Origin of the sequence: Streptomyces sp. KPB2, assembly GCF_003950055.1 — a bacterium.
In the GTDB taxonomy this organism is placed as follows: Bacteria; Actinomycetota; Actinomycetes; order Streptomycetales; family Streptomycetaceae; genus Streptomyces; species Streptomyces salinarius.
The window spans coordinates 3,520,174-3,543,429 of the sequence record NZ_CP034353.1; the positions used below are offsets into that span (position 1 = coordinate 3,520,174).

Annotated in this window: 19 protein-coding genes and 1 riboswitch; of the genes, 4 read left to right on the top strand and 15 right to left on the bottom strand. The window is 70.4% G+C overall.

The window, feature by feature from the left end; translation table 11 throughout:
• The first annotated feature begins 356 nt into the window (after positions 1-356).
• Positions 357-513, top strand: a riboswitch (cyclic di-AMP (ydaO/yuaA leader).
• Positions 514-517: 4 nt separating this feature from the next.
• Positions 518-1,009, top strand: coding sequence for a transglycosylase SLT domain-containing protein (locus tag D1J63_RS15470; protein WP_125629308.1), 492 nt, complete (start codon positions 518-520; stop codon positions 1,007-1,009).
• Positions 1,010-1,031: 22 nt separating this feature from the next.
• Here D1J63_RS15470 and D1J63_RS15475 read toward each other — a convergent pair whose 3' ends face one another.
• On the bottom strand, positions 1,032-1,841 hold the full coding sequence (locus tag D1J63_RS15475; RefSeq protein ID WP_102928017.1) for an HAD family hydrolase: 810 nt from the start codon (positions 1,839-1,841) through the stop codon (positions 1,032-1,034).
• A 299-nt stretch (positions 1,842-2,140) separates the two neighbouring features.
• Here D1J63_RS15475 and fahA point away from each other — a divergent pair, with 299 nt between their 5' ends.
• Entirely contained in the window at positions 2,141-3,376 is a 1,236-nt protein-coding gene (gene fahA / locus D1J63_RS15480; protein WP_125629309.1) for a fumarylacetoacetase, read from the top strand.
• Positions 3,377-3,631: 255 nt separating this feature from the next.
• The gene (locus tag D1J63_RS15485) at positions 3,632-4,570 is read left to right on the top strand and encodes a M56 family metallopeptidase (protein WP_102928019.1); all 939 of its coding nucleotides are present in this window, start codon (positions 3,632-3,634) and stop codon (positions 4,568-4,570) included.
• 38 nt (positions 4,571-4,608) lie between these two features.
• Here the strand turns inward: D1J63_RS15485 and recQ are convergent, their stop codons facing one another.
• On the bottom strand, positions 4,609-6,594 hold the full coding sequence (gene recQ / locus D1J63_RS15490; protein ID WP_125629310.1) for a DNA helicase RecQ: 1,986 nt from the start codon (positions 6,592-6,594) through the stop codon (positions 4,609-4,611).
• A 192-nt stretch (positions 6,595-6,786) separates the two neighbouring features.
• Here recQ and D1J63_RS15495 point away from each other — a divergent pair, with 192 nt between their 5' ends.
• Complete coding sequence (locus D1J63_RS15495; protein ID WP_125629311.1) at positions 6,787-7,386, top strand: Uma2 family endonuclease; 600 nt, start codon at positions 6,787-6,789, stop codon at positions 7,384-7,386.
• Between the two features lie 92 nt (positions 7,387-7,478).
• Here the strand turns inward: D1J63_RS15495 and nuoN are convergent, their stop codons facing one another.
• Genes nuoN through D1J63_RS15560 form a run of 13 tightly spaced genes read right to left on the bottom strand, consistent with a single transcriptional unit; the run spans position 7,479 to position 23,252 of the window.
• On the bottom strand, positions 7,479-9,137 hold the full coding sequence (nuoN, locus tag D1J63_RS15500) for an NADH-quinone oxidoreductase subunit NuoN (protein ID WP_125629312.1): 1,659 nt from the start codon (positions 9,135-9,137) through the stop codon (positions 7,479-7,481).
• The gene (locus D1J63_RS15505) at positions 9,134-10,705 is read right to left on the bottom strand and encodes an NADH-quinone oxidoreductase subunit M (RefSeq protein WP_102928023.1); all 1,572 of its coding nucleotides are present in this window, start codon (positions 10,703-10,705) and stop codon (positions 9,134-9,136) included. The genes nuoN and D1J63_RS15505 overlap by 4 nt, the downstream gene beginning before the upstream one ends.
• A gap of 5 nt (positions 10,706-10,710) precedes the next feature.
• Positions 10,711-12,675 carry an NADH-quinone oxidoreductase subunit L gene (gene nuoL, locus D1J63_RS15510; RefSeq protein WP_102928024.1) on the bottom strand — a complete coding sequence of 655 codons (1,965 nt, stop codon included), beginning with the start codon at positions 12,673-12,675 and terminating at the stop codon, positions 10,711-10,713.
• A 9-nt stretch (positions 12,676-12,684) separates the two neighbouring features.
• Complete coding sequence (gene nuoK / locus D1J63_RS15515) at positions 12,685-12,984, bottom strand: NADH-quinone oxidoreductase subunit NuoK (protein ID WP_006133113.1); 300 nt, start codon at positions 12,982-12,984, stop codon at positions 12,685-12,687.
• The gene (locus D1J63_RS15520) at positions 12,981-13,850 is read right to left on the bottom strand and encodes an NADH-quinone oxidoreductase subunit J (RefSeq protein WP_102928025.1); all 870 of its coding nucleotides are present in this window, start codon (positions 13,848-13,850) and stop codon (positions 12,981-12,983) included. The genes nuoK and D1J63_RS15520 overlap by 4 nt, the downstream gene beginning before the upstream one ends.
• The gene (gene nuoI, locus D1J63_RS15525) at positions 13,847-14,542 is read right to left on the bottom strand and encodes an NADH-quinone oxidoreductase subunit NuoI (RefSeq protein WP_186776977.1); all 696 of its coding nucleotides are present in this window, start codon (positions 14,540-14,542) and stop codon (positions 13,847-13,849) included. The genes D1J63_RS15520 and nuoI overlap by 4 nt, the downstream gene beginning before the upstream one ends.
• Positions 14,535-15,914, bottom strand: a complete 1,380-nt coding sequence (nuoH, locus tag D1J63_RS15530; protein ID WP_125629314.1) for an NADH-quinone oxidoreductase subunit NuoH — start codon at positions 15,912-15,914, stop codon at positions 14,535-14,537. The genes nuoI and nuoH overlap by 8 nt, the downstream gene beginning before the upstream one ends.
• Positions 15,911-18,415, bottom strand: a complete 2,505-nt coding sequence (locus D1J63_RS15535) for an NADH-quinone oxidoreductase subunit G (RefSeq protein ID WP_125629315.1) — start codon at positions 18,413-18,415, stop codon at positions 15,911-15,913. Before D1J63_RS15535 ends, nuoH begins: the two co-directional genes overlap by 4 nt.
• Positions 18,412-19,761, bottom strand: coding sequence for an NADH-quinone oxidoreductase subunit NuoF (gene nuoF, locus D1J63_RS15540; protein ID WP_176154238.1), 1,350 nt, complete (start codon positions 19,759-19,761; stop codon positions 18,412-18,414). Before nuoF ends, D1J63_RS15535 begins: the two co-directional genes overlap by 4 nt.
• Positions 19,758-20,630, bottom strand: a complete 873-nt coding sequence (gene nuoE / locus D1J63_RS15545; RefSeq protein WP_125629316.1) for an NADH-quinone oxidoreductase subunit NuoE — start codon at positions 20,628-20,630, stop codon at positions 19,758-19,760. Before nuoE ends, nuoF begins: the two co-directional genes overlap by 4 nt.
• Positions 20,627-21,949: an NADH-quinone oxidoreductase subunit D gene (locus D1J63_RS15550; protein WP_102928297.1), complete on the bottom strand. Its 1,323-nt coding sequence runs from the start codon at positions 21,947-21,949 to the stop codon at positions 20,627-20,629. The genes nuoE and D1J63_RS15550 overlap by 4 nt, the downstream gene beginning before the upstream one ends.
• Positions 21,946-22,701, bottom strand: a complete 756-nt coding sequence (locus tag D1J63_RS15555; protein ID WP_102928296.1) for an NADH-quinone oxidoreductase subunit C — start codon at positions 22,699-22,701, stop codon at positions 21,946-21,948. Before D1J63_RS15555 ends, D1J63_RS15550 begins: the two co-directional genes overlap by 4 nt.
• A complete protein-coding gene (locus D1J63_RS15560) occupies positions 22,698-23,252 on the bottom strand; it encodes an NADH-quinone oxidoreductase subunit B (RefSeq protein ID WP_031035164.1) in 555 nt (184 codons plus the stop codon). The genes D1J63_RS15555 and D1J63_RS15560 overlap by 4 nt, the downstream gene beginning before the upstream one ends.
• Positions 23,253-23,256: the final 4 nt, after the last annotated feature.

Below are 23,256 nucleotides of genomic sequence, written 5' to 3' on the forward strand. Positions count from 1 at the left end.
CACCCCTCCCCGCTTCCCCCTCACCCTCCCTCGACACCCGAAGCCGTCCCCATCGAGGGCCGGTTGACTCACGATTGAGGCTAATGCCCGTTTTGCCGTGCTTGTTGAGGGCAGTGAGTTGGCTCACTCGGATCCCCTCGCAGGCAACCTCGCCGGAACCTGTGCCCTCCCTTTGCCCCGCAAGCCAGTTGAGGGTTGACAGCCGCAAAGGATCAAGAGCCACAAACACCCCAGACCAAGGTCAACAGGCGCGTTGGGTGATTCCTGCACTTGTTCCGGACATGTGCTCTCGCATACGTTCCCGGCCTGTCGGGCGGACGCCGAATCCTGCCACCGCCCGTCGCACAGTCATGCACCCAACACACTCGCCGGCAGGAGCGGGGGACCCAGGTAAGTCGCCGCACCGGTCACCACCGGAGCGGCTAGGGGTGAAGCCGTACCCGTCAGGGGCGCGGCCGGGCACCTCCCCGCCCGAACCCGACAGCTCACCTCGTAGGCGTAAGGAGAGGGACACAGCATGTCTGCCAACGGTCAGATCCGTCACGCCTTCACCGGCCGCCTCGCCCGCAAGCTCGCCGTGGCCGGCACCGGTGCCGCGGTGCTCGCGCTGCCGCTCATCGGCGCCACCACCGCCTCCGCGGCCACCCCGGCCGCCGCCACGACCGCCACCACGGCGGCGACGACGTACCCGAACAACCTCGACGGCTGGATCCGCGAGTCGCTCGACATCATGGCCCAGCACGGCATCCCCGGGACCTACGACGGCATTTACCGCAACATCATGCGGGAGTCCTCCGGCAACCCGATGGCCATCAACAACTGGGACATCAACGCCATCAACGGCACCCCGTCCAAGGGCCTGCTCCAGGTGATCGACCCGACCTTCCAGGCGTACCACGTGCCCGGCACCTCCTGGGACCCGTACGACCCCGTCGCCAACATCACCGCCGCCTGCAACTACGCGGCCGACCGCTACGGCTCGATGGACAACGTCTTCAGCGCGTACTGAGCCGCACCGCCGCGATGGCCCGCTAAGAAGTACCGAAGATCCGCTCGAGGACGACGGCCACGCCGTCGTCCTCGTTCGTCGTGGTGACCTCGTCGGCCACCGCCTTGAGTTCGGGGTGGGCCCCGGCCATGGCGACGCCGTGGGCCGCCCACTGGAACATGGGGATGTCGTTGGGCATGTCCCCGAAGGCGATCGTGTGGCGCCGCCGCAGGCCCAGATGCTCGGCGGCCAGGGCCAGGCCGGTCGCCTTGGTGATGCCGCACGGCTGGAGCTCGACCGTGCCGGGCCCCGACATGGTGACCGTCGCGAGGGAACCGACCACCGCGCGCGCCGTCGCCGCCAACTCGTCGTCGGTCAGCTCGGAGTGGCGCAGCAGCACCTTGGTGATGGGCGTGCGCCACAACTCCTCACGCCGCTCGACGCGCACCGCGGGCAGGGCGGGGTGGGGCATCAGGTAGCCCGGCTCGATGAGCGTCAGCCCGTCGACGCCGTCCTGGTCGACGGCGGCGTGCACCTGGCCCACCTCGGCCTCGATCTTGCCGAGCGCGGTCTCGGCCAGCTCCCGGTCCAGGGTGACCGACCACAGCATGCGGTGCGCGCCGGCGTCGTACACCTGCGCGCCCTGCCCGCACACCGCGAGCCCCGTGCAGCCGAGGCGGTCGAGCAGGGAGCGCACCCGGGGGGCCGGCCGGCCCGTCACCACCAGGTGCCGCGCACCCGCCCCGGCGACCCGCGCCAGCGCGGCCAGCGACCGTTCGGAGACGGTGTCGTCGCCGCGGAGCAGCGTGCCGTCCAGGTCGGTGGCGACGAGTGAATATGCGGTGCGGTCCATGATCAGAGAATACGGACACCGCACCCGTCCGACTCACCCGCGACCGCTTCCGAACGAGGACGTAGCGAGTGCGTTCGGACCCGGCCACGGATGCACACCGACGCCCGATCGTGCTCACAACCTGACGCATCCCCGGCCGAGGCCGGCTCGGGGCCCGTGCACCGGTCGACGACGGCGCGACCTGCCGGACGCCGCCTCCGGCCGCACTGCCCAAGACCGGGGGGTCACCCGTAACGTGGCCCGCACGACACACAGCGCGCACGGCGCACATGGCGAGCACGAAAGCGAGGCAGCACCCGATGCCCCCCTTCGATGTCCCCGAGGGCGACCCCTTCGGCCCGCACAACCTTCCGTACGGCGTGTTCTCGATCCCCGGCTCGCAGGAGCGGACGGAACCGACGGTGGGCGTCCGGCTCGGCGACCACGTCCTCGACGCGGGAGCGGCGGCCCACGCGCTCGGCTCGCCGTACGCGTCCCTGCTGGCGCGGCCCACCCTCAACCCGCTGCTGGCCGCCGGGCGTACGGCCTGGTCGGACGTGCGGCGGGCGCTGACGGCGTGGGTGACGGTCCCCTCCCACCGCGAGGTCCTCGAACCCCTCTTCCACCCGCTGTCGTCGGTGACCCTGCATCTGCCCTTCGAGGTCGCCGACTACGTCGACTTCTACGCCTCCGAGAACCACGCCCGCAACGTCGGCCGGATCTTCCGCCCCGACGCCGCCGACTCCCTCACCCCGAACTGGAAGCACCTGCCGATCGGCTACCACGGCCGCTCCGGCACGGTCGTCGTCTCCGGCACGGACGTCGTACGCCCGTCGGGGCAGCGCAAGGCCCCGGCCGACGCCGCTCCCGTCTTCGGCCCGTCCGTCCGTCTCGACATCGAGGCCGAGGTGGGCTTCGTGGTGGGCACGCCGTCCGCCCTGGGCAGCCCGGTGGGGCTCGGCGACTTCCGCGAGCACGTCTTCGGACTCTGCCTGCTCAACGACTGGTCGGCGCGGGACATCCAGGCCTGGGAGTACGTCCCGCTCGGCCCGTTCCTCGGCAAGTCCTTCGCGACGTCCGTGTCGGCGTGGATCACGCCGCTGGACGCCCTGGACGAGGCCCGGGTCGCACCGCCCGAGCGCACACACGAACTGCTGCCCTACCTGGACGACACGAACGACGACCAGGACGGCCCCGGCGGTTACGACCTGCGGATCTCCGTCGCCGTCAACGGTCACGTGGTCTCCGAGCCGCCGTTCTCCACCATGTACTGGACGGCCGCCCAGCAGTTGGCCCACATGACGGTCAACGGTGCCTCGCTGCGCACCGGCGACCTCTACGGCTCGGGCACGGTGAGCGGGCCCACCGAGCGGGAGCGTGGATCGCTCCTCGAACTGACCTGGAACGGCCGCGACCCGCTGGAACTCCCGGACGGCAAGCGGACGTTCCTGGAGGACGGCGACGTGGTGACCCTGTCGGCCTGGGCACCCGGACCGGACGGCGTCCGGGTCGGACTGGGCGAGGTCACCGGACGGGTGGTCGGCCGGGAGGCCTGACGCACGTCCGACGGGGCGTCCGACGGGACGTCCCACCCTCCGGGCGCCCACACCTACCCACAGGGCCCGCGCCCGAATTCCACAGCCGGTGCCCGCCGACACCTGACTCACACCGCCCGGCCCCGTCATACTGGCGTCGGGCGGTGTGCGCCCGGGGTCCCGCACGACCCGGGCCGGCACCACCCGACTCAGCACAGCACAGCCCCAGTACAGCCAGAGCCGCCCATCCTTCGACCAGGATCCGGAGCCAGTGGCATGACCGTCTGCCTGCTCCTGCTGTTCGTCGTCGCCGTGACCGCCGCGGTGCCGGTGCCCCGCGCGCTGACCCGCTCCGCGTGGCCCGAGCGGGATCCCGTGGTCGCGCTGTGGGTGTGGCAGTGCCTGGTCGCCACCGTGCTGCTGTGCTGCCTGACGGCTCTCGTCCTCGGCGCCACCGCCGTCTTCGGCACCGTGCGCGCCCAGCTCTTCGCTCCGGCGCCGCCCGCGGTGACCGCGGCGTACAACCTCTCCGCCGGACCGGTCTGGGCGGCCGTCCTCACCCTCCTGCTGGCGGGCGGTGCCGCCTGGACGACCGCGATGCTCGCCCGCGAACTCGTCGAGGCCCGCCGCCGGCGCGCCCGCTCACGCGCCCACCTGCGCGAGCGCGCCCCCGACCTGCCCGCCGGGCTCCCCGCCGCCCGCGGCCCCCTGCTGGTCCTGGAGGACGAGTACCCGGACGCCTGGTGGATGCCCGGCAACCCGCCCCAGCTGATCGTCACCACAGGTGCCCTGCACCGGCTCACCGACCATCAGCTGGACGCCGTCCTGACCCACGAGCGCGGCCACGCCCGGGCCCGCCACGACTGGCTGCTGCACCTGTCCACCGCCCTGGCCACCGGCTTCCCCAGCGTGCCGCTCTTCGCCCACTTCTGCGACCAGACCCACCGCCTGGTCGAGCTCTCGGCCGACGACACCGCCTCCCGCCGCTGCGGCCACCTGACCACCGCGCTGGCCCTGATCGAGCTGAACCAGCACCGCGGCGTCCTCTCCTGCGCGTCCAGCCACCGTCTGCTCGGCGAGCGGGTCGACCGCCTCCTGGAACCCCGGCCCCGCATGCCCCGCCGCCACCGCGCCCTGACCACGGCGACAGCCGCCCTGGTCCCTCTCATCCCCCTCCTGATCACCTTCGCCCCGGGGCTGACGGCACTGGCCTGACCGCACGGTCCCGACGGCACCGCCCGACGGCTCGCCGCCTACGCCCAGTCGTCGGGCTCGGGCTCCGGTCCCGGCTCCGGCTCGGGGCCCCATTCCTCCTCCCCCGCCGGTCCTCCTCCGTCGGTGGCCGGGCCCTCCAGTGCGGCCAGCACGCCGACCACGCCCTCCCCGTACGTCGCCAGCTTCTTCTCACCGACCCCGCTGATGCCGCCGAGCTGCGCCACCGAGGTGGGCCAGACGGTGGCGACCTCCCGGAGGGTGGCGTCGTGGAAGATGACGTACGCCGGGACGCCCTGCTCGCGGGCCTGTTCCGCACGCCAGGCGCGCAGTGCCTCGAAGGCGGGGACCAGCTCCGCGGGCAGCTCGGCCGCGGCCGCCTTCGCCTTGCGCTCGCCGCGTCCACCGCCCGCCGACCTGGCCGCGGCGGGCTTCTTGGGCTCCTTGCGCAGCGGCACCTCCCGCTCGCGCCGCAGGACCTCGCCGCTGGTGTCGGTCAGCACCAGCGTGCCGTACTCCCCCTCCACCGCGAGCAGGCCCTGGGCCAGCAGCTGCCGGGCGACGCCCCGCCACTCGCTCTCGGTCAGCTCCTCGCCGATGCCGAACACGGAGAGCTGGTCGTGGTCGAACTGGATCACCTTGGCGGTGCGCTTGCCCAGCAGGATGTCGATGATCTGCCCGGCGCCGAACTTCTGCCCTCGCTCGCGCTTCAGCCGCACCACCGTCGACAGCACCTTCTGCGCCGCCACCGTGCCGTCCCAGGTCTCGGGCGGGGTCAGGCAGGTGTCGCAGTTGCCGCAGCCGGCCCCGTCCGGGTCCTGTCCGAAGTAGGCGAGGAGCTGGCCGCGACGGCACCGGGCGGTCTCGCACAGGGCGAGCATGGCGTCCAGATGGGACTGGGCGCGGCGCCGGAATGCCTCGTCGCCCTCGCCGGACTGGATCAGCTTGCGCTGCTGTATGACGTCGTTGAGGCCGTACGCCATCCATGCCGTGGAGGGCAGGCCGTCCCGCCCGGCACGGCCGGTCTCCTGGTAGTAGCCCTCGACCGACTTGGGCAGGTCCAGGTGGGCGACGAACCGCACGTCGGGCTTGTCGATGCCCATGCCGAAGGCGATGGTCGCCACGACGACCAGGCCCTCCTCGCGCAGGAACCTCGACTGGTGCGCGGCGCGGGTGCCCGCGTCCAGGCCCGCGTGGTACGGCACCGCCTCGACTCCGTTGCGCGAGAGGAACTCGGCGGTCTTCTCCACCGAGTTGCGCGAGAGGCAGTACACGATGCCGGCGTCCCCGGGGTGCTCCTGCCGCAGGAAGCCCAGGAGCTGCTTCTTGGGGTCGGACTTCGGCACGATCCGGTACTGGATGTTGGGCCGGTCGAAGCTGGCCACGAAGTGCCGCGCCGCCGGCATGTGCAGCCGCTCTGTGATCTCGCGGTGGGTGGCGTCGGTGGCCGTCGCCGTGAGGGCGAGGCGGGGCACGTCCGGCCAGCGCTCGCCGAGCAGGGACAGGGCGAGGTAGTCGGGCCGGAAGTCGTGGCCCCACTGCGACACGCAGTGCGCCTCGTCGATGGCGAAGAGCGAGATCTTGCCGCGGGAGAGCAGGTCGAGGGTGCTGTCCAGGCGCAGCCGCTCGGGCGCCAGGTACAGCAGGTCCAGCTCCCCGGCGAGGAACTCGGCCTCGGTCACGCGCCGCTCGTCGAAGTCCTGCGTGGAGTTCATGAACCCCGCCCGCACGCCGAGCGCCCGCAGCGCGTCGACCTGGTCCTGCATCAGCGCGATCAGCGGCGAGACCACGATGCCAGTGCCGGGCCTCACCAGGGACGGAATCTGGTAGCACAGGGACTTTCCGCCGCCGGTCGGCATGAGCACGACGGCGTCACCGCCGGCGATCACGTGCTCGACGATCGCCTCCTGCTCACCGCGGAAGGCGTCGTATCCGAAGACCCGGTGCAGGGTGGCCAGCGCCTCGCTGTCCCCGTCCCTCACCTGCGCCGTCTCTGCCATCTCGCCGATCACGCCCGTCCCGCCCATCGTCTCGTCCCCCGTACGTACTGCCTCGCCTGTCCGGTCCGTCCGGTCCATCTGGTCCGTCCTGCCCCGACCACTGCCTCAACGATAGGGGTCCGCACCGACAGCCCGAGAGTTATCCACAGGCTCCACCCCTCACGGAAAGCTACGAGCCGATAACCTGCTGCACTGTCCGCCTCCTATCAGCAAGGACGAGTGAGATTGGCGCCCGAAGCCCCGCCTTTTGAATGGCCGGTGCCTCCCGATGGCGGCTGGACCGCTGACGACCTGGACCGCCTTCCCGGCCTGCCCCTGCACACGCAACTTCTCGACGCGGCACTCGTCTTCCCCTGCCCGCAGTCGGCCTTTCACGAGCGGGCCACGAGCTTCTTCGGACGGCAGCTCTCCACAGCCGCCGTACCAGGGCTCGACGTTCTGTGCAGGTTCAGCATCGACGTGGACCGGCGGAACCGGTTGGAGGCTGACGTGATCGTCCTGCGGGAAGCGGGATTGACGTGCCTCGAACAGACCCGTGTACCTGCGACCGAGGTCGTGCTGGCGGTGGAGGTCACCTCGCCGGACTCCGTCTCCCGCGACCGCGAGACCAAGCCCCTGAAGTACGCCCGGGCGGGCATCGCCCACTACTGGCGGGTGGAGAACGAGAAGGGCCTCGCTGTCGTCCACGCCTTCGAGCTGGAGCCCACCACCCGTGCCTACACCAGCGTCGGCATCTTCCGCGAGCGTATGAAGGTGAGTGCCCCCTTCCCGATGGACCTGGATCTGACCGCCGTCAAACCGCGCCGCGGCGGCGAGTAGCCCCCCCCTCTCCCGCGAACGGCTGTGGTCCGGCATCTCCTCGAGGAGGTGCCGGACCACAGCCGTGAAGCCACGAAGCCGCGAGCGTCGCGTCAGCGCACGAACACCCCCGCCTGACCCGCCAGGTCCAGGAAGTACTGCGGCGCCACACCGAGCACCACCGTGACCGCCACGCCCACGGCGATCGCCGTCATCGTCAGCGGGGACGGCACCGCGACCGTCGGGCCCTCCGGGCGCGGCTCGCTGAAGAACATGAGCACGATCACCCGGATGTAGAAGAACGCCGCGATCGCCGAGGAGATCACACCGATCACGACCAGCGGAGCCGCGCCGCCCTCCGCCGCCGCCTTGAACACGGCGAACTTCCCCGAGAACCCGGAGGTCAGCGGGATACCGGCGAAGGCCAGCAGGAACACCGCGAAGACCGCCGCGACCAGCGGCGACCGGCGGCCGAGCCCGGCCCACTTCGACAGGTGCGTCGCCTCGCCGCCCGCGTCGCGCACCAGCGTGACGACCGCGAAGGCGCCGATGGTGACGAAGGAGTACGCGGCCAGGTAGAAGAGGACGGACGAGATGCCCTCCGGCGTGGTCGCGATGACACCGGCGAGGATGAAGCCCGCGTGCGCGATCGACGAGTACGCCAGCAGCCGCTTGATGTCGGTCTGCGTGATCGCGACGATCGCACCGGCCAGCATCGTGACGATCGCCACGCCCCACATCACCGGCCGCCAGTCCCAGCGCAGGCCGGGCAGGACGACGTAGAGGATGCGGAGCAGGGCGCCGAAGGCGGCCACCTTCGTCGCCGCCGCCATGAAGCCGGTCACGGGCGTCGGCGCACCCTGGTACACGTCCGGCGTCCACATGTGGAACGGCACGGCGCCCACCTTGAACAGCAGGCCCATGACGATCAGCGCGGAGCCGACGAGCAGCAGCGCGTCGTTGCCCATGGTGTTCGCGAGCGCCGGGGTGACGTTCTGGACGGTGCCGTCGACGACCCGGGCGATCGTGCCGTACGACATCGAGCCCGCGTAGCCGTAGAGCAGCGCGATGCCGAACAGGGTGAACGCGGAGGCGAAGGCGCCGAGCAGGAAGTACTTGACCGCGGCCTCCTGCGACATGAGCCGCTTGCGGCGGGCCAGCGCGCACAGCAGGTACAGCGGGAGGGAGAAGACCTCCAGGGCCACGAAGAGCGTCAGCAGGTCGTTGGCCGCCGGGAAGACCAGCATGCCGACGACGGCGAAGAGCAGGAGCGGGAACACCTCCGTGGTGGTGAAGCCCGCCTTGACCGCCTTCTGCTCGCTCTCGCTGCCCGGCACGGCGGCCGCCTGCGCGGCGAAGGAGTCGACGCGGTTGCCGTGCTGCTCCGGGTCGAGGCGCCGCTCGGCGAAGGTGAACAGGCCGACCAGGCTCGTCAGCAGGATGGTGCCCTGAAGGAACAGGGCGGGTCCGTCGACGGCGACGGCGCCCATCGCCGTGATGCCGGCCTTGGTCGTGCCGTACCCGCGCGCCGCGAGCGCGACGACCGCCGCGAACGCCGCGATCAGGGCGACGGCCGACACGAACATCTGGGCGTAGTACCGGGACCTGCGCGGCACGAAGGCCTCGACCAGGATTCCGATGATCGCGGCGCCGATGACGATGAGGACGGGCGACAGCTGCCCGTACTCGATCTTCGGCGCGTCGATCTTGGCGATCGGGTCGGCCGCCGTCGCCGCCGTTGTCCACAGGCTGTGGACGGCTGTTGCGCTCACTTGGCCGCCTCCACCTCAGGCTGGGGGTCCGTCTTGTGTACGTCGGACATGGTCTGCTCCACCGCCGGGTTGACGATGTCCGTCACGGGCTTCGGGAAGACGCCCAGGAAGATCAGCAGCGCCACCAGCGGCGCCACGACCACCAGCTCGCGCACCCGGAGGTCGGGCATGCCGGTCACCTCGGCCTTCACCGGGCCCGTCATCGTCCGCTGGTAGAGGACGAGGGTGTAGAGCGCGGCGAGGACGATGCCGAGGGTGGCGACGATGCCGATCACCGGGTAGCGCGTGAACGTGCCGACCAGGACCAGGAACTCACTGACGAAGGGCGCGAGCCCCGGCAGGGAGAGGGTCGCGAGGCCGCCGATCAGGAAGGTGCCGGCCAGGATCGGGGCGACCTTCTGCACACCGCCGAAGTCGGCGATGAGCCGCGAGCCGCGCCGCGAGATCAGGAACCCGGCGATCAGCATCAGCACCGCGGTCGAGATGCCGTGGTTGACCATGTACAGCGTGGCGCCGGACTGGCCCTGGCTGGTCATCGCGAAGATGCCCATGATGATGAAGCCGAAGTGCGAGATCGACGCGTAGGCGATCAGCCGCTTGATGTCGCGCTGGCCGACCGCGAGCAGCGCGCCGTAGATGATGCTGATGACCGCCAGGACCAGGACCACCGGCGTCGCCCACTTGCTGGCCTCCGGGAAGAGCTGGAGGCAGAAGCGGAGCATCGCGAAGGTGCCGACCTTGTCGACGACCGCCGTGATGAGCACGGCGACCGGGGCCGTCGACTCCCCCATGGCGTTGGGCAGCCAGGTGTGCAGCGGGAACAGCGGTGCCTTCACCGCGAAGGCGAAGAAGAAGCCGAGGAAGAGCCAGCGCTCGGTGCTGGTCGCCATGTCCAGCGAGCCGTTGGCCCGCGCCTCGGCGATCTCCGTGAGGGAGAAGTTCCCGGCGACCACGTAGAGGCCGATCACCGCGGCCAGCATGATCAGACCGCCGGCCAGGTTGTAGAGCAGGAACTTCACCGCGGCGTACGACCGCTGGGTCGCCGCCGTCTTCTCGCCGTGCTCGTGCGCCCGGTCCCCGAAGCCGCCGATCAGGAAGTACAGCGGGATCAGCATGGCTTCGAAGAAGATGTAGAAGAGGAAGACGTCGGTGGCCTCGAAGGAGATGATCACCATCGCCTCGACGGCCAGGATCAGGGCGAAGAAGCCCTGCGTCGGCCGCCACCGGCTGCTGCCGGTCTCCAGCGGGTCGGCGTCGTGCCAGCCCGCGAGGATGATGAACGGGATCAGCAGGGCGGTCAGCGCGATCAGCGCCACCGCGATGCCGTCCACGCCCAGTTCGTACCGGACGCCGAAGTCCGCGATCCAGGAGTGGGACTCGGTGAGCTGGTAGCGGTCGCCGTCGGGGTCGAAGCGGACCAGGACCGCGACGGCCAGCCCGAGCGTGGCCAGCGAGACCAGCAGCGCCAGCCACTTGGCCGCGGTGCGACGCGCGGCCGGCACGGCTGCCGTGGCGATCGCCCCGACGGCCGGGAGGGCCGCCGTGACTGTCAGCAGGGGAAAGGACATCGGTATCAGACCGCCCTCATCAGCAGGGTCGCGGCGACGAGGAGTGCCGCACCGCCGAACATCGAGACCGCGTACGAGCGCGCGAAGCCGTTCTGCAGCTTGCGCATCCGCCCGGACAGGCCGCCGAAGGAGGCCGCCGTGCCGTTGACGACTCCGTCGACCAGGGTGTGGTCGACGTAGACCAGGGAGCGCGTGAGGTGCTCGCCGCCGCGGACCAGGACGACGTGGTTGAAGTCGTCCTGGAGCAGGTCGCGCCGGGCGGCCCGGGTGAGCAGCGATCCGCGCGGGGCGACGGCCGGGACCGGACGGCGCCCGTACTGCGCCCAGGCGATCGCGACGCCGACGACCATGCAGGCCACCGTCGCCCCGGTGACCGTACCGGCGCTGATCGGCGCGTCGCCGTGGCTGTGCCCGGTGATGGGCTCCAGCCAGTGCAGGAAGCGGTCGCCGATGCTGAAGAAGGCACCGCCCGCGACGGATCCGACGGCCAGCACGATCATCGGGATCGTCATGAGCCCCGGCGACTCGTGCGGGTGCGGCGGCTCGTACTCGCCGCGGGTCTCGGCGGCGGGCTCCACGTCGGGCTTGGCCGGCGACGGCGTCGGGGCGTTGCGCCAGCGCTCCTCGCCGAAGAACGTCATCAGCATCACGCGCGTCATGTAGTACGCGGTGATGGCCGCGCCCAGCAGGGCGCACGCGCCGAGGATCCAGCCCTCGGTGCCGCCCTTGGCGAACGCCGCCTCGATGATCTTGTCCTTGGAGAAGAAGCCGGACAGGCCCGGGAAGCCGATGATGGCGAGGTAGCCGAGGCCGAAGGTGACGAAGGTGACCGGCATGTACTTGCGCAGTCCGCCGTAGCGGCGCATGTCGACCTCGTCGTTCATGCCGTGCATGACGGAGCCGGCGCCGAGGAACAGCCCGGCCTTGAAGAAGCCGTGCGTGACCAGGTGCATGATCGCGAAGACGTAGCCGATGGGGCCGAGGCCCGCGGCCAGCACCATGTAGCCGATCTGCGACATGGTCGAGCCGGCCAGCGCCTTCTTGATGTCGTCCTTGGCACAACCGACGATCGCACCGAAGAGCAGCGTGACCGCGCCGACGATGGTGACCACCAGCTGCGCGTCGGGCGCGCCGTTGAAGATGGCGCCGGAGCGGACGATCAGGTAGACGCCCGCCGTCACCATGGTCGCGGCGTGGATGAGGGCGGAGACCGGGGTCGGGCCCTCCATCGCGTCACCGAGCCAGGACTGCAGCGGCACCTGGGCCGACTTGCCGCAGGCGGCGAGCAGCAGCATCAGGGCGATCGCGGTGAGCTTGCCCTCGTCCGCCCCGGCCGCGAGTCCGGCCTCCCCGTGGCCGCCGAGCACCGGCCCGAAGGCGAAGGTGCCGAACCACAGGAACATCAGCATGATGCCGATGGACAGGCCCATGTCGCCGACGCGGTTGACCAGGAAGGCCTTCTTCGCGGCGGTGGCGGCGCTGGGCTTGTGCTGCCAGAAGCCGATCAGCAGGTAGGAGGCGAGACCGACGCCCTCCCAGCCGACGTACAGCAGCAGGTAGTTGTCGGCGAGGACGAGGATCAGCATCGCCGCGAGGAACAGGTTCAGGTAGCCGAAGAAGCGGCGGCGGCGCTCGTCGTGCTCCATGTACGCGACCGAGTACAGGTGGATGAGCGAGCCGACGCCGGTGATCAGCAGGACGAACGTCATCGACAACTGGTCGAGCCGGAAGGCGACGTCGGCCTGGAAGCCCTCCACCGGGATCCAGCTGAACAGGTGCTGTGTCAGGGTGCGGTCCTCGGCGCCGTTGCCGAGCAGGTCGGCGAAGAGCACGAGGCCGATCACGAAGGACACGGCGGCCAGCAGCGTGCCGATCCAGTGGCCGACGCGGTCCAGCCGGCGTCCGCCGCACAGCAGGACGACCGCTCCGAGCAGGGGCGCCGCCACCAGCAGCGCAATCAGGTTCTCCACTTCAGCCCCTCACAGCTTCATCAGGCTGGCGTCGTCGACCGAGGCCGAGTGGCGGGAACGGAACAGGGACACGATGATCGCGAGCCCGACCACGACCTCCGCGGCGGCGACGACCATCGTGAAGAAGGCGATGATCTGGCCGTCCAGGTTTCCGTGCAGCCGGGAGAACGCGACGAAGGCGAGGTTGCAGGCGTTGAGCATCAGCTCGACGCACATGAAGACCACGATCGCGTTGCGCCGGATCAGCACGCCGGTGGCGCCGATCGTGAACAGCAGGGCCGCGAGGTAGAGATAGTTGACGGGGTTCACTTCGACGCCTCCTCGGACCGCTTGGAGTCGGGCCGCGTGTCGGGCCGTCCGGAGCCCGCCGGGCCGACGGCCTTGCGTTCCAGCCGCTCCTCGGCCCGCTGCTCCAGCGCCTTCAGGTCGTTCAGCGCCTCCATCGACACGTCGCGGATCTGGCCGCGTTCCCGCAGCGTCTTGCTGACGGTCAGCTCGGACGGAGTGCCGTCGGGCAGCAGGCCCGCGATGTCGACCGCGTTGTGCCGGGCGTACACGCCGGGGGCGGGCAGCGGCGGCAGGTACTTGCCGTCGCGCACGCGCTGCTCGGACAGCTCGCGCTGGGTGCGTGCGCGCTCGGTGCGCTCGCGGTGGGTGAGCACCATGGCGCCGACGGCGGCCGTGATGAGCAGCGCGCCGGTGATCTCGAAGGCGAAGACGTACTTGGTGAAGATGAGGGACGCGATGCCCTCCACGTTGCCGTTCGCGTTCGCCTGGGCGAGTCCGGTGAACTCCGTGACGGAGGCGTTGCCGATGCCCGCGATCAGCAGGATGCCGAAGCCGAGCCCGGACAGCAGGGCGAGCCAGCGCTGGCCCTTGATGGTCTCCTTCAGCGAGTCCGCCGCGGTGACGCCGACGAGCATCACCACGAACAGGAACAGCATCATGATGGCACCGGTGTAGACGACGATCTGCACGATGCCGAGGAAGTAGGCGCCGTTGGCCAGGTAGAACACCGCCAGGACGATCATGGTCCCGGCGAGGCACAGCGCGCTGTGCACGGCCTTCCTCATGAAGACGGTGCACAGGGCGCCGATCACCGCCACGGTGCCGAGGATCCAGAACTGGACGGCCTCTCCCGTGGAGGTCGAGTAGGCGGCGAGCTGCGCGCTCATCGGCGGATCACCTCCTCCGACGCCGGCTCGGTCCCGCCGAAGGTCGAGTCGCCCTCCTGGACCACCTCGCCCTTGGAGTGCGCGACCTGCTGGACCGTGCCGGGCGCGGCCTCGGTGACCAGGCCCCGGTAGTAGTCCTGCTCGTCGGTGCCCGGGTAGATGGCGTGGGGCGAGTCGACCATGCCCTCCTCCAGACCGGCGAGCAGCTGGTCCTTGGTGAAGATGAGGTTGGCGCGGCTGGAGTCGGCCAGCTCGAACTCGTTGGTCATCGTCAACGCGCGCGTGGGGCACGCCTCGATGCACAGGCCGCACAGGATGCAGCGGGCGTAGTTGATCTGGTAGACGCGGCCGTACCGCTCGCCCGGCGAGTAGCGTTCCTCGTCGGTGTTGTCCGCGCCCTCCACGTAGATGGCGTCGGCGGGGCAGGCCCAGGCGCACAGCTCGCAGCCGACGCACTTCTCCAGGCCGTCCGGATGGCGGTTGAGCTGGTGCCGTCCGTGGAAGCGCGGAGCGGTGGTCTTCTTCTGCTCCGGGTACTGCTCGGTCAGCCGCTTCTTGAACATGGCCTTGAAGGTCACGCCGAAGCCGGCCACCGGGTTCATGAAACCGGGGTCGGTTCCCTTGTGTTCACCGTGTTCCGCGTGGTCCCGGTGTTCCGCGTTCTCTTCGTGTCCCTTGTGTTCCTCAGCCATCGGACGCCTCCTTTCCATCCGTAGATCCGCCCACAGGTCCGTCACTGTGAGTATCGGGCCCACCACTGACAATCAGCTCCCGCTCCCGGCGGGGACGGCGCCTGGGCACCGGCGGCACCTGCTGTCCGGGCATCGGCGGCACGGGGAATCCGCCGGCCATCGGGTCGAACGCGGCCTCGCTCTCGGCCGGTTGCTCGGCGGCCTTCGCGCCCTTGTCGCGGTACATGTCCGCGAGGAAGGACAACAGCAGCAGGACCAGGACGCCGCCGCCGATGTAGAGGGCGATGTCGCTGAAGCCGTAGTTCTCGTTCCTGAGGGCCCGCACGGTCGCGACGAGCATCAGCCAGACCAGGGAGACCGGGATGAGGACCTTCCAGCCGAGCTTCATCAACTGGTCGTAGCGGACCCGGGGAAGGGTGCCGCGCAGCCAGATGAAGAAGAACAGCAGCAACTGGACCTTGACCACGAACCAGAGCAGCGGCCACCAGCCGTGGTTGGCACCCTCCCAGAAGGTGCTGATCGGCCAGGGGGCCCGCCAGCCGCCGAGGAACAGCGTGGTGGCGACCGCGGAGACCGTCACCATGTTCACGTACTCGGCGAGCATGAACATCGCGAACTTGATCGACGAGTACTCGGTGTTGAAGCCGCCCACCAGGTCGCCCTCGGACTCGGGCATGTCGAAGGGGGCGCGGTTGGTCTCGCCGACCATCGTGACGATGTAGAGGATGAAGGAGACCGGCAGCAGCACGATGTACCAGCGGTCGCTCTGCTGGGCGACGATCTCCGAGGTGGACATGGACCCGGAGTAGAGGAACACCGAGGCGAACGCTGCGCCCATCGCGATCTCGTAGGAGATCATCTGCGCGCAGGAACGCAGTCCGCCGAGCAGCGGGTAGGTCGATCCGGAGCTCCAGCCGGCGAGCACGATGCCGTAGATGCCGACCGAGGCGACCGCCAGGATGAACAGCATGGCGATCGGCAGGTCGGTCAGCTGCATGGCGGTGCGGTGGCCGAAGATCGAGATCTCGTTGCCGGCCGGTCCGAAGGGGATCACCGCGATCGCCATGAAGGCGGGGATGGCCGCGACGATCGGCGCGAGGACGTAGACCGCCTTGTCGGCGCGCTTGACGACGACGTCTTCCTTGAGCATCAGCTTGATGCCGTCGGCGAGCGACTGGAGCATGCCCCAGGGGCCGTGCCGGTTCGGGCCGATGCGCAGCTGCATCCAGGCGACGACCTTGCGCTCCCACACGATGGAGAACAGCACGGTCACCATCAGGAAGGCGAAGCAGAACACCGCCTTGACGACCACCAGCCACCAGGGGTCGGTGCCGAACATCGACAGGTCTTCAGCGGCGAGGTACGGGCTCATGCCTCCACCTCCTTGGGGGCGGCGCCCTCGGGCGTCGCCGGACCGATGCGGACGAGGGTTCCGGGCAGTGCCCCGGCGTCGGAGGCGACGCCGGTGCCGGCCGAGTTCAGCGGGAGCCAGACCACCCGGTCCGGCATCTCGGTGACCTGGAGCGGGAACGCGACGGCTCCGGCGGGGCCGGTCACGGCGAGGACGTCGCCGTCCTTGACGCCCGCCTCGGCGGCCGTGGCGGCCGACACGCGCGCGTGTGCGGCGTGCCGGGTGCCGGCCAGCGCCTCGTCGCCCTGCTGCAACAGCCCCTGGTCGAGGAGCAGCCGGTGCCCGGCCAGTACGGCCTCCCCGGCGGCCGGCCGCGGCAGCGCGCCCGCGGTCTGCAGCGGCTCGCCGGCCCGCGGCCCGTCCCAGGCGCCGAGCCGGTCGATCTCCGCGCGCGTGGTGCGCAGATCGGGCAGGCCCAGATGTACGTCCATGGCGTCGGCCAGCATCTGCAGGACGCGGGCGTCGGTGGGGGCGAGACGGCGGGTCATCTGATCGGGCTTGAGCGCGGCCTCGAAGAAGCGCACCCTGCCCTCCCAGTTGAGGAAGGTGCCCGGCTTCTCGGCGACCGCGGCGACGGGCAGGACCACGTCGGCGTGTTCGGTGACCTCGCTGGGCCGCAGCTCCAGCGACACCACGAACCCGGCCTCGTCGAGCGCCGCACGCGCGCGTGCGGGGTCGGGCAGGTCGGCGACCTCGACGCCCGCCACCAGCAGCGCCTGGAGTTCGCCCCGGGCCGCGGCCTCGACGATCTCGCCGGTGTCGCGGCCGTAGCGGTGCGGGAGGTCGGCCAGGCCCCACAGGGCGGCGACCTCCTCACGCGCACGCGGGTCGGTCGCCGGGCGTCCGCCGGGCAGCAGCGACGGCAGCGCGCCCGCCTCGATCGCGCCGCGCTCCCCGGCCCGGCGCGGGATCCACACCAGCCGGGCGCCGGTCGCGGCGGCGGTCCGTACGGCGGAGGTGAGGCCGCCGGCCACGGATGCCAGCCGTTCGCCGACGACGATCACGGCGCCCTCGGCGCGCAGCGCCTCGGCCGCCTGGGAGCCTCCCTCTTCCAGGCCGACGCCGGCGGCGAGCGCGTCCAGCCACTCGGTCTCGGTGCCCGGCGCGGCGGGGAGCAGGGTGCCGCCCGCCTTCTCCAGGCCCCGCGTGGCGTGCGTGGCCAGCGAGAAGACCTTCTGCCCGTGCGTGCGCCAGGCCTTGCGCAGCCTGAGGAAGACGCCGGGCGCCTCCTCCTCTGCCTCGAAGCCGACCAGCAGGACGGCGGGCGCCTTCTCCAGCGACGTGTAGGTGACGCCCGCGCCGTCGAGGTCACGACCGCGCCCGGCGACGTAGGAGGCCAGGAAGTCGGCCTCCTCGGCGCTGTGCACGCGCGCGCGGAAGTCGATGTCGTTGGTGTCGAGCGCCACGCGCGCGAACTTGCTGTACGCGTAGGCGTCCTCGACGGTGAGCCGCCCGCCGGTCAGGACGCCGGTACGGCCCCTGGAGGCGAGCAGTCCCTGTGCGGCGATCTGCAGCGCCTCCGGCCAGGAGGCGGGCTCCAGCTCGCCCTCGGCGTTGCGCACCAGCGGCGTGGTGAGCCGGTCGCGCTGCTGGGCGTACCGGAAGCCGAAGCGGCCCTTGTCGCAGATCCACTCCTCGTTGACCTCGGGCTCGTTGGCCGCGAGGCGCCGCATGACCTTGCCGCGCCGATGGTCGGTGCGGGTCGCGCAACCGCCGGAGCAGTGCTCGCACACCGACGGCGAGGAGATCAGGTCGAAGGGGCGGGAGCGGAACCGGTAGGCCGCCGAGGTCAGGGCGCCGACCGGGCAGATCTGGATGGTGTTGCCGGAGAAGTACGACTCGAAGGGGTCGCCCTCGCCGGTGCCGACCTGCTGGAGCGCGCCCCGCTCGATCAGCTCGATCATCGGGTCGCCCGCGATCTGGTTGGAGAACCGGGTGCAGCGGGCGCACAGCACGCAGCGCTCACGGTCGAGCAGGACCTGCGTGGAGATCGGCACCGGCTTCTCGTAGGTCCGCTTCTTGCCGTCGAAGCGGGAGTCGGCCTGGCCGTGCGACACGGCCTGGTTCTGCAGCGGGCACTCGCCGCCCTTGTCGCAGACCGGGCAGTCCAGCGGGTGGTTGATGAGCAGCAGCTCCATCACACCGTGCTGGGCCTTCTCCGCGACGGGCGAGGTGAGCTGCGTCTTCACCACCATGCCGTCGGTGCAGGTGATGGTGCAGGACGCCATGGGCTTGCGCTGGCCCTCGACCTCGACGATGCACTGGCGGCAGGCGCCGGCCGGGTCGAGGAGAGGGTGGTCGCAGAACCGGGGGATCTCGATGCCGAGCTGCTCGGCGGCCCGGATGACCAGGGTGCCCTTGGGCACGCTGATCTCGGCGCCGTCGATGGTCAGCGTGACGAGATCCTCCGGCGGGACCGCCGCCGCTCCCCCTCCCGAGGGAGTATTGGTGGTCACGGTCATGCCTTCACCTCCGTGCGGTCGGCCCAGGCCGTCGACTTGGCCGGGTCGAAGGGGCAGCCGCGGCCCGTGATGTGCTCCTCGTACTCCTCGCGGAAGTACTTGAGCGAGGAGAAGATCGGCGAGGCGGCACCGTCGCCGAGGGCGCAGAAGGACTTGCCGTTGATGTTGTCGGCGATGTCGTTCAGCTTGTCGAGGTCGGACATCTGTCCCTTGCCGGCCTCGATGTCGCGCAGTAGCTGGACGAGCCAGTACGTGCCCTCGCGGCAGGGCGTGCACTTGCCGCAGGACTCGTGGGCGTAGAACTCGGTCCAGCGGGTGACGGCCCGCACGACGCAGGTCGTCTCGTCGAAGCACTGGAGCGCCTTGGTGCCGAGCATGGATCCGGCGGCGCCCACCCCTTCGTAGTCGAGGGGGACGTCGAGGTGCTCGTCGGTGAACATCGGCGTCGAGGAGCCGCCGGGCGTCCAGAACTTGAGGCGGTGGCCGGGCCGCATGCCGCCGCTCATGTCGAGGAGCTGGCGCAGCGTGATGCCGAGCGGGGCCTCGTACTGGCCGGGTCCCGCGACGTGGCCGCTGAGCGAGTAGAGCGTGAAGCCCGGGGACTTCTCGCTGCCCATCGACCTGAACCAGTCCTTGCCCTTGTTCAGGATCGCGGGAACCGAAGCGATCGATTCGACGTTATTCACCACAGTCGGGCAGGCATAGAGGCCGGCCACAGCAGGGAAGGGGGGACGGAGCCGCGGTTGACCCCGGCGGCCTTCGAGCGAGTCGAGCAGTGCGGTCTCCTCACCGCAGATGTACGCGCCCGCGCCCGCGTGCACGGTGAGTTCGAGATCGAGTCCGCTGCCCAGGATGTTCTCGCCGAGGAAGCCGGCCGCGTAGGCCTCGCGCACGGCCTCGTGCAACCGCCGCAGCACTGGGACGACTTCACCACGCAGGTAGATGAAGGCATGCGAAGACCTGATGGCGTAACACGCGATGACGATGCCCTCGATGAGGCTGTGCGGGTTCGCGAAGAGGAGCGGGATGTCCTTGCAGGTCCCCGGCTCCGATTCGTCGGCGTTGACAACTAGATAGTGAGGCTTGCCGTCCCCCTGGGGAATGAACTGCCACTTCATCCCCGTCGGGAACCCGGCACCGCCGCGTCCGCGCAGACCGGACTCCTTGACGTACGCGATCAGGTCGTCCGGCGCCATCGCCAGCGCCTTGCGGAGCCCCTCGTACCCCTCGTGCCTCCGGTAGACGTCGAGAGTCCAGGACTCGTCCTCGTCCCAGAAGGCCGACAGCACGGGTGCGAGCAGCTTCTCCGGGCTGCTGCCCCTGATCTCGGCTGCCACGGTCATCACTCCCCCTCCTCGGCGGTAGGCCCTGCCGGGTGGGAAGGGTCGGATGCCGATGTGTCCTGCGGCGCGTCGTGCGAGCTGAGGTGTTCCGTCGGGGACGGGTCGTGCACGGCCCGGTCCTGCGACGCGTCGTGCGGTCCGCCGTCCCGCGGGTGCACCACGCGCGCGGCGGACGCCTCGCCCTTGGCGAGCTTGAGCCCGGCCAGGGAGGCGGGACCCGCGCTGCCGCCGGCCGCGACGGCGCCGTCCCGCTCGTCGGGAAAGCCCGCCAGGATCCGGGCGGTCTCCTTGAAGGTGCACAGCGGCGCACCGCGCGTGGGCGTCACCGGCCGTCCCGCGCGCAGGTCGTCGACGAGGGCCTTGACGCTCGCCGGGGTCTGGTTGTCGAAGAACTCCCAGTTGACCATCACGACCGGGGCGAAGTCGCAGGCCGCGTTGCACTCGATGTGCTCCAGGGTGACCTTGCCGTCCTCGGTGGTCTCGCCGTTGCCGACGCCGAGATGCTCCTGGAGGGACTCGAAGATGGCGTCGCCGCCCATCACCGCGCACAGCGTGTTGGTGCACACGCCGACCTGGTAGTCGCCGCTCGGCCCGCGCCGGTACATGGTGTAGAAGGTGGCGACCGCGGTGACCTCGGCGGTGGTGAGGTCCAGCATGTCCGCGCAGAACCGCATCCCGGTGCGCGTGACGTGTCCCTCCTCCGACTGCACGAGGTGCAGCAGCGGCAGGAGGGCGGACCGGGAGTCCGGGTAGCGGGCGATGATCTCGCGCGCGTCGGTCTCCAGCCGGGCCCGGACGTCGTCCGGGTAGGCGGGCGCGGGCAGTTCCGGCATGCCCAGGCTGACGCCCCGCTCCGAAGAAGAGGTGGTCACCGGTCGACGCCTCCCATCACGGGGTCGATGGACGCCACGGCCACGATGACGTCGGCGACCTGGCCGCCCTCGCACATCGCCGCCATGGCCTGCAGGTTGGTGAAGGACGGGTCGCGGAAGTGGACCCGGAAGGGGCGGGTGCCGCCGTCGGAGACGACGTGCACCCCGAGTTCGCCCTTGGGCGACTCGACCGCCGTGTACGCCTGTCCCGGCGGCACCCGGAAGCCCTCGGTGACCAGCTTGAAGTGGTGGATCAGGGCCTCCATGGAGGTGCCCATGATCTTCTTGATGTGGTCGAGGGAGTTGCCGAGACCGTCCGGCCCCAGGGCGAGCTGCGCGGGCCAGGCGATCTTCTTGTCGGCGACCATGACCGGGCCGGGCTGGAGCCGGTCCAGGCACTGCTCGACGATGCGGAGCGACTGGCGCATCTCCTCCAGCCGGATCAGGAAGCGGCCGTAGGAGTCGCAGGTGTCGGCGGTCGGGACGTCGAAGTCGTACGTCTCGTAGCCGCAGTACGGCTGGGTCTTGCGCAGGTCGTGCGGGAGACCGGTGGACCTGAGGACGGGACCGGTGGCGCCCAGCGCCATGCAGCCGGCCAGGTCGAGGTAGCCGACGTCCTGCATGCGGGCCTTGAAGATGGGGTTCCCGGTGGCGAGCTTGTCGTACTCCGGGAGGTTCTTCTTCATCTTCTTCACGAACTCGCGGATCTGGTCCACCGCGCCCGGGGGCAGGTCCTGGGCGAGTCCGCCCGGGCGGATGTACGCGTGGTTCATCCGCAGGCCGGTGATCAGCTCGTAGATGTCGAGAATCAGTTCACGATCGCGGAAGCCGTAGATCATGATCGTGGTGGCGCCCAGCTCCATGCCGCCGGTGGCGATGGCCACCAGGTGCGAGGAGAGCCGGTTCAGCTCCATGAGCATGACCCGGATGATCGTGGCCCGGTCCGGGATCTGGTCCTCGATGCCGAGGAGCTTCTCGACGCCCAGGCAGTACGCCGCCTCGTTGAAGAACGGCGTCAGGTAGTCCATGCGCGTCACGAACGTGGTGCCCTGCGTCCAGGTCCGGTACTCGAGGTTCTTCTCGATGCCGGTGTGCAGGTAGCCGATGCCGCAGCGGGCCTCGGTGACCGTCTCGCCGTCGATCTCCAGGATGAGGCGGAGCACGCCGTGCGTGGACGGGTGCTGCGGGCCCATGTTGACGACGATGCGCTCGTCGTCGGCGCGGGCCGCGGACTGGACCACCTCGTCCCAGTCGCCGCCGGTGACCGTGTAGACGGTGCCTTCGGTCGTCTCCCTCGGGGAGGCGTGGGAAGTGCTCACGAGTACGACCTCCGCTGGTCCGGAGCCGGGATCTGGGCGCCCTTGTACTCGACGGGGATGCCGCCGAGGGGATAGTCCTTGCGCTGCGGAAAGCCCTGCCAGTCGTCCGGCATCATGATCCGCGTCAGGGCCGGGTGACCGTCGAAGACGATGCCGAAGAAGTCGTACGTCTCGCGCTCGTGCCAGTCGTTCGTCGGGTAGACCGGGAAGAGCGACGGGATGTGCGGGTCGGCGTCGGGTGCGCTGACTTCGAGGCGGATCAGCCGGTTGTGGGTGATCGAGCGCAGGTGGTAGACGGCGTGCAGCTCGCGGCCCTTGTCGTGCGGGTAGTGGACGCCGCTGACGCCGGTGCACAGCTCGAAGCGCAGGGCCGGGTCGTCGCGCAGGGTGCGGGCGACGCGGACCAGGTGCTCGCGCTCGATGTGGAAGGTCAGCTCGCCGCGGTCGACGACCGTCTTCTCGATGGCGTTGTCGGGCAGGAGCCCCTGCTCCTCCAGCGCGCCCTCGAGTTCGTCGGCGACCTCGTCGAACCAGCCCCCGTAGGGGCGGGTCGCCGGTCCGGGGAGCCGGACGGAGCGGACCAGGCCGCCGTAGCCGGAGGTGTCGCCGCCGTTGTTGGCGCCGAACATGCCGCGCTGGACGCGGATCTCCTCGCCGCCCTGGCCGCGCTGGCCCGGGAGGTTCTCGGCGGACAGTTCCTTCTCGGGATTGACGTCGCCCGCGTCACCCGCGGTGTTGTTCGCGTCGCTCACCGCAGCAGCCCCTTCATCTCGATCGTGGGCAGGGCCTTGAGCGCCGCCTCCTCCGCCTCGCGGGCCGCTTCCTCCGCGTTCACCCCGAGCTTGGAGCCCTGGATCTTCTGGTGGAGCTTGAGAATGGCGTCCATCAGCATCTCGGGCCGCGGCGGGCAGCCGGGGAGGTAGATGTCGACCGGGACGACGTGGTCGACGCCCTGGACGATGGCGTAGTTGTTGAACATGCCGCCGGAGGAGGCGCAGACCCCCATGGAGATGACCCACTTCGGGTTCGGCATCTGGTCGTAGACCTGCCGCAGCACCGGCGCCATCTTCTGGCTGACCCGGCCCGCGACGATCATCAGGTCCGCCTGCCGCGGCGAGCCGCGGAAGACCTCCATGCCGAAGCGCGCCAGGTCGTAGCGGCCGGCGCCGGTGGTCATCATCTCGATGGCACAGCAGGCGAGGCCGAACGTGGCCGGGAAGACGGACGACTTGCGCACCCAGCCCGCGGCCTGCTCGACGGTGGTCAGCAGGAAGCCGCTCGGCAGTTTTTCTTCGAGTCCCATGTCA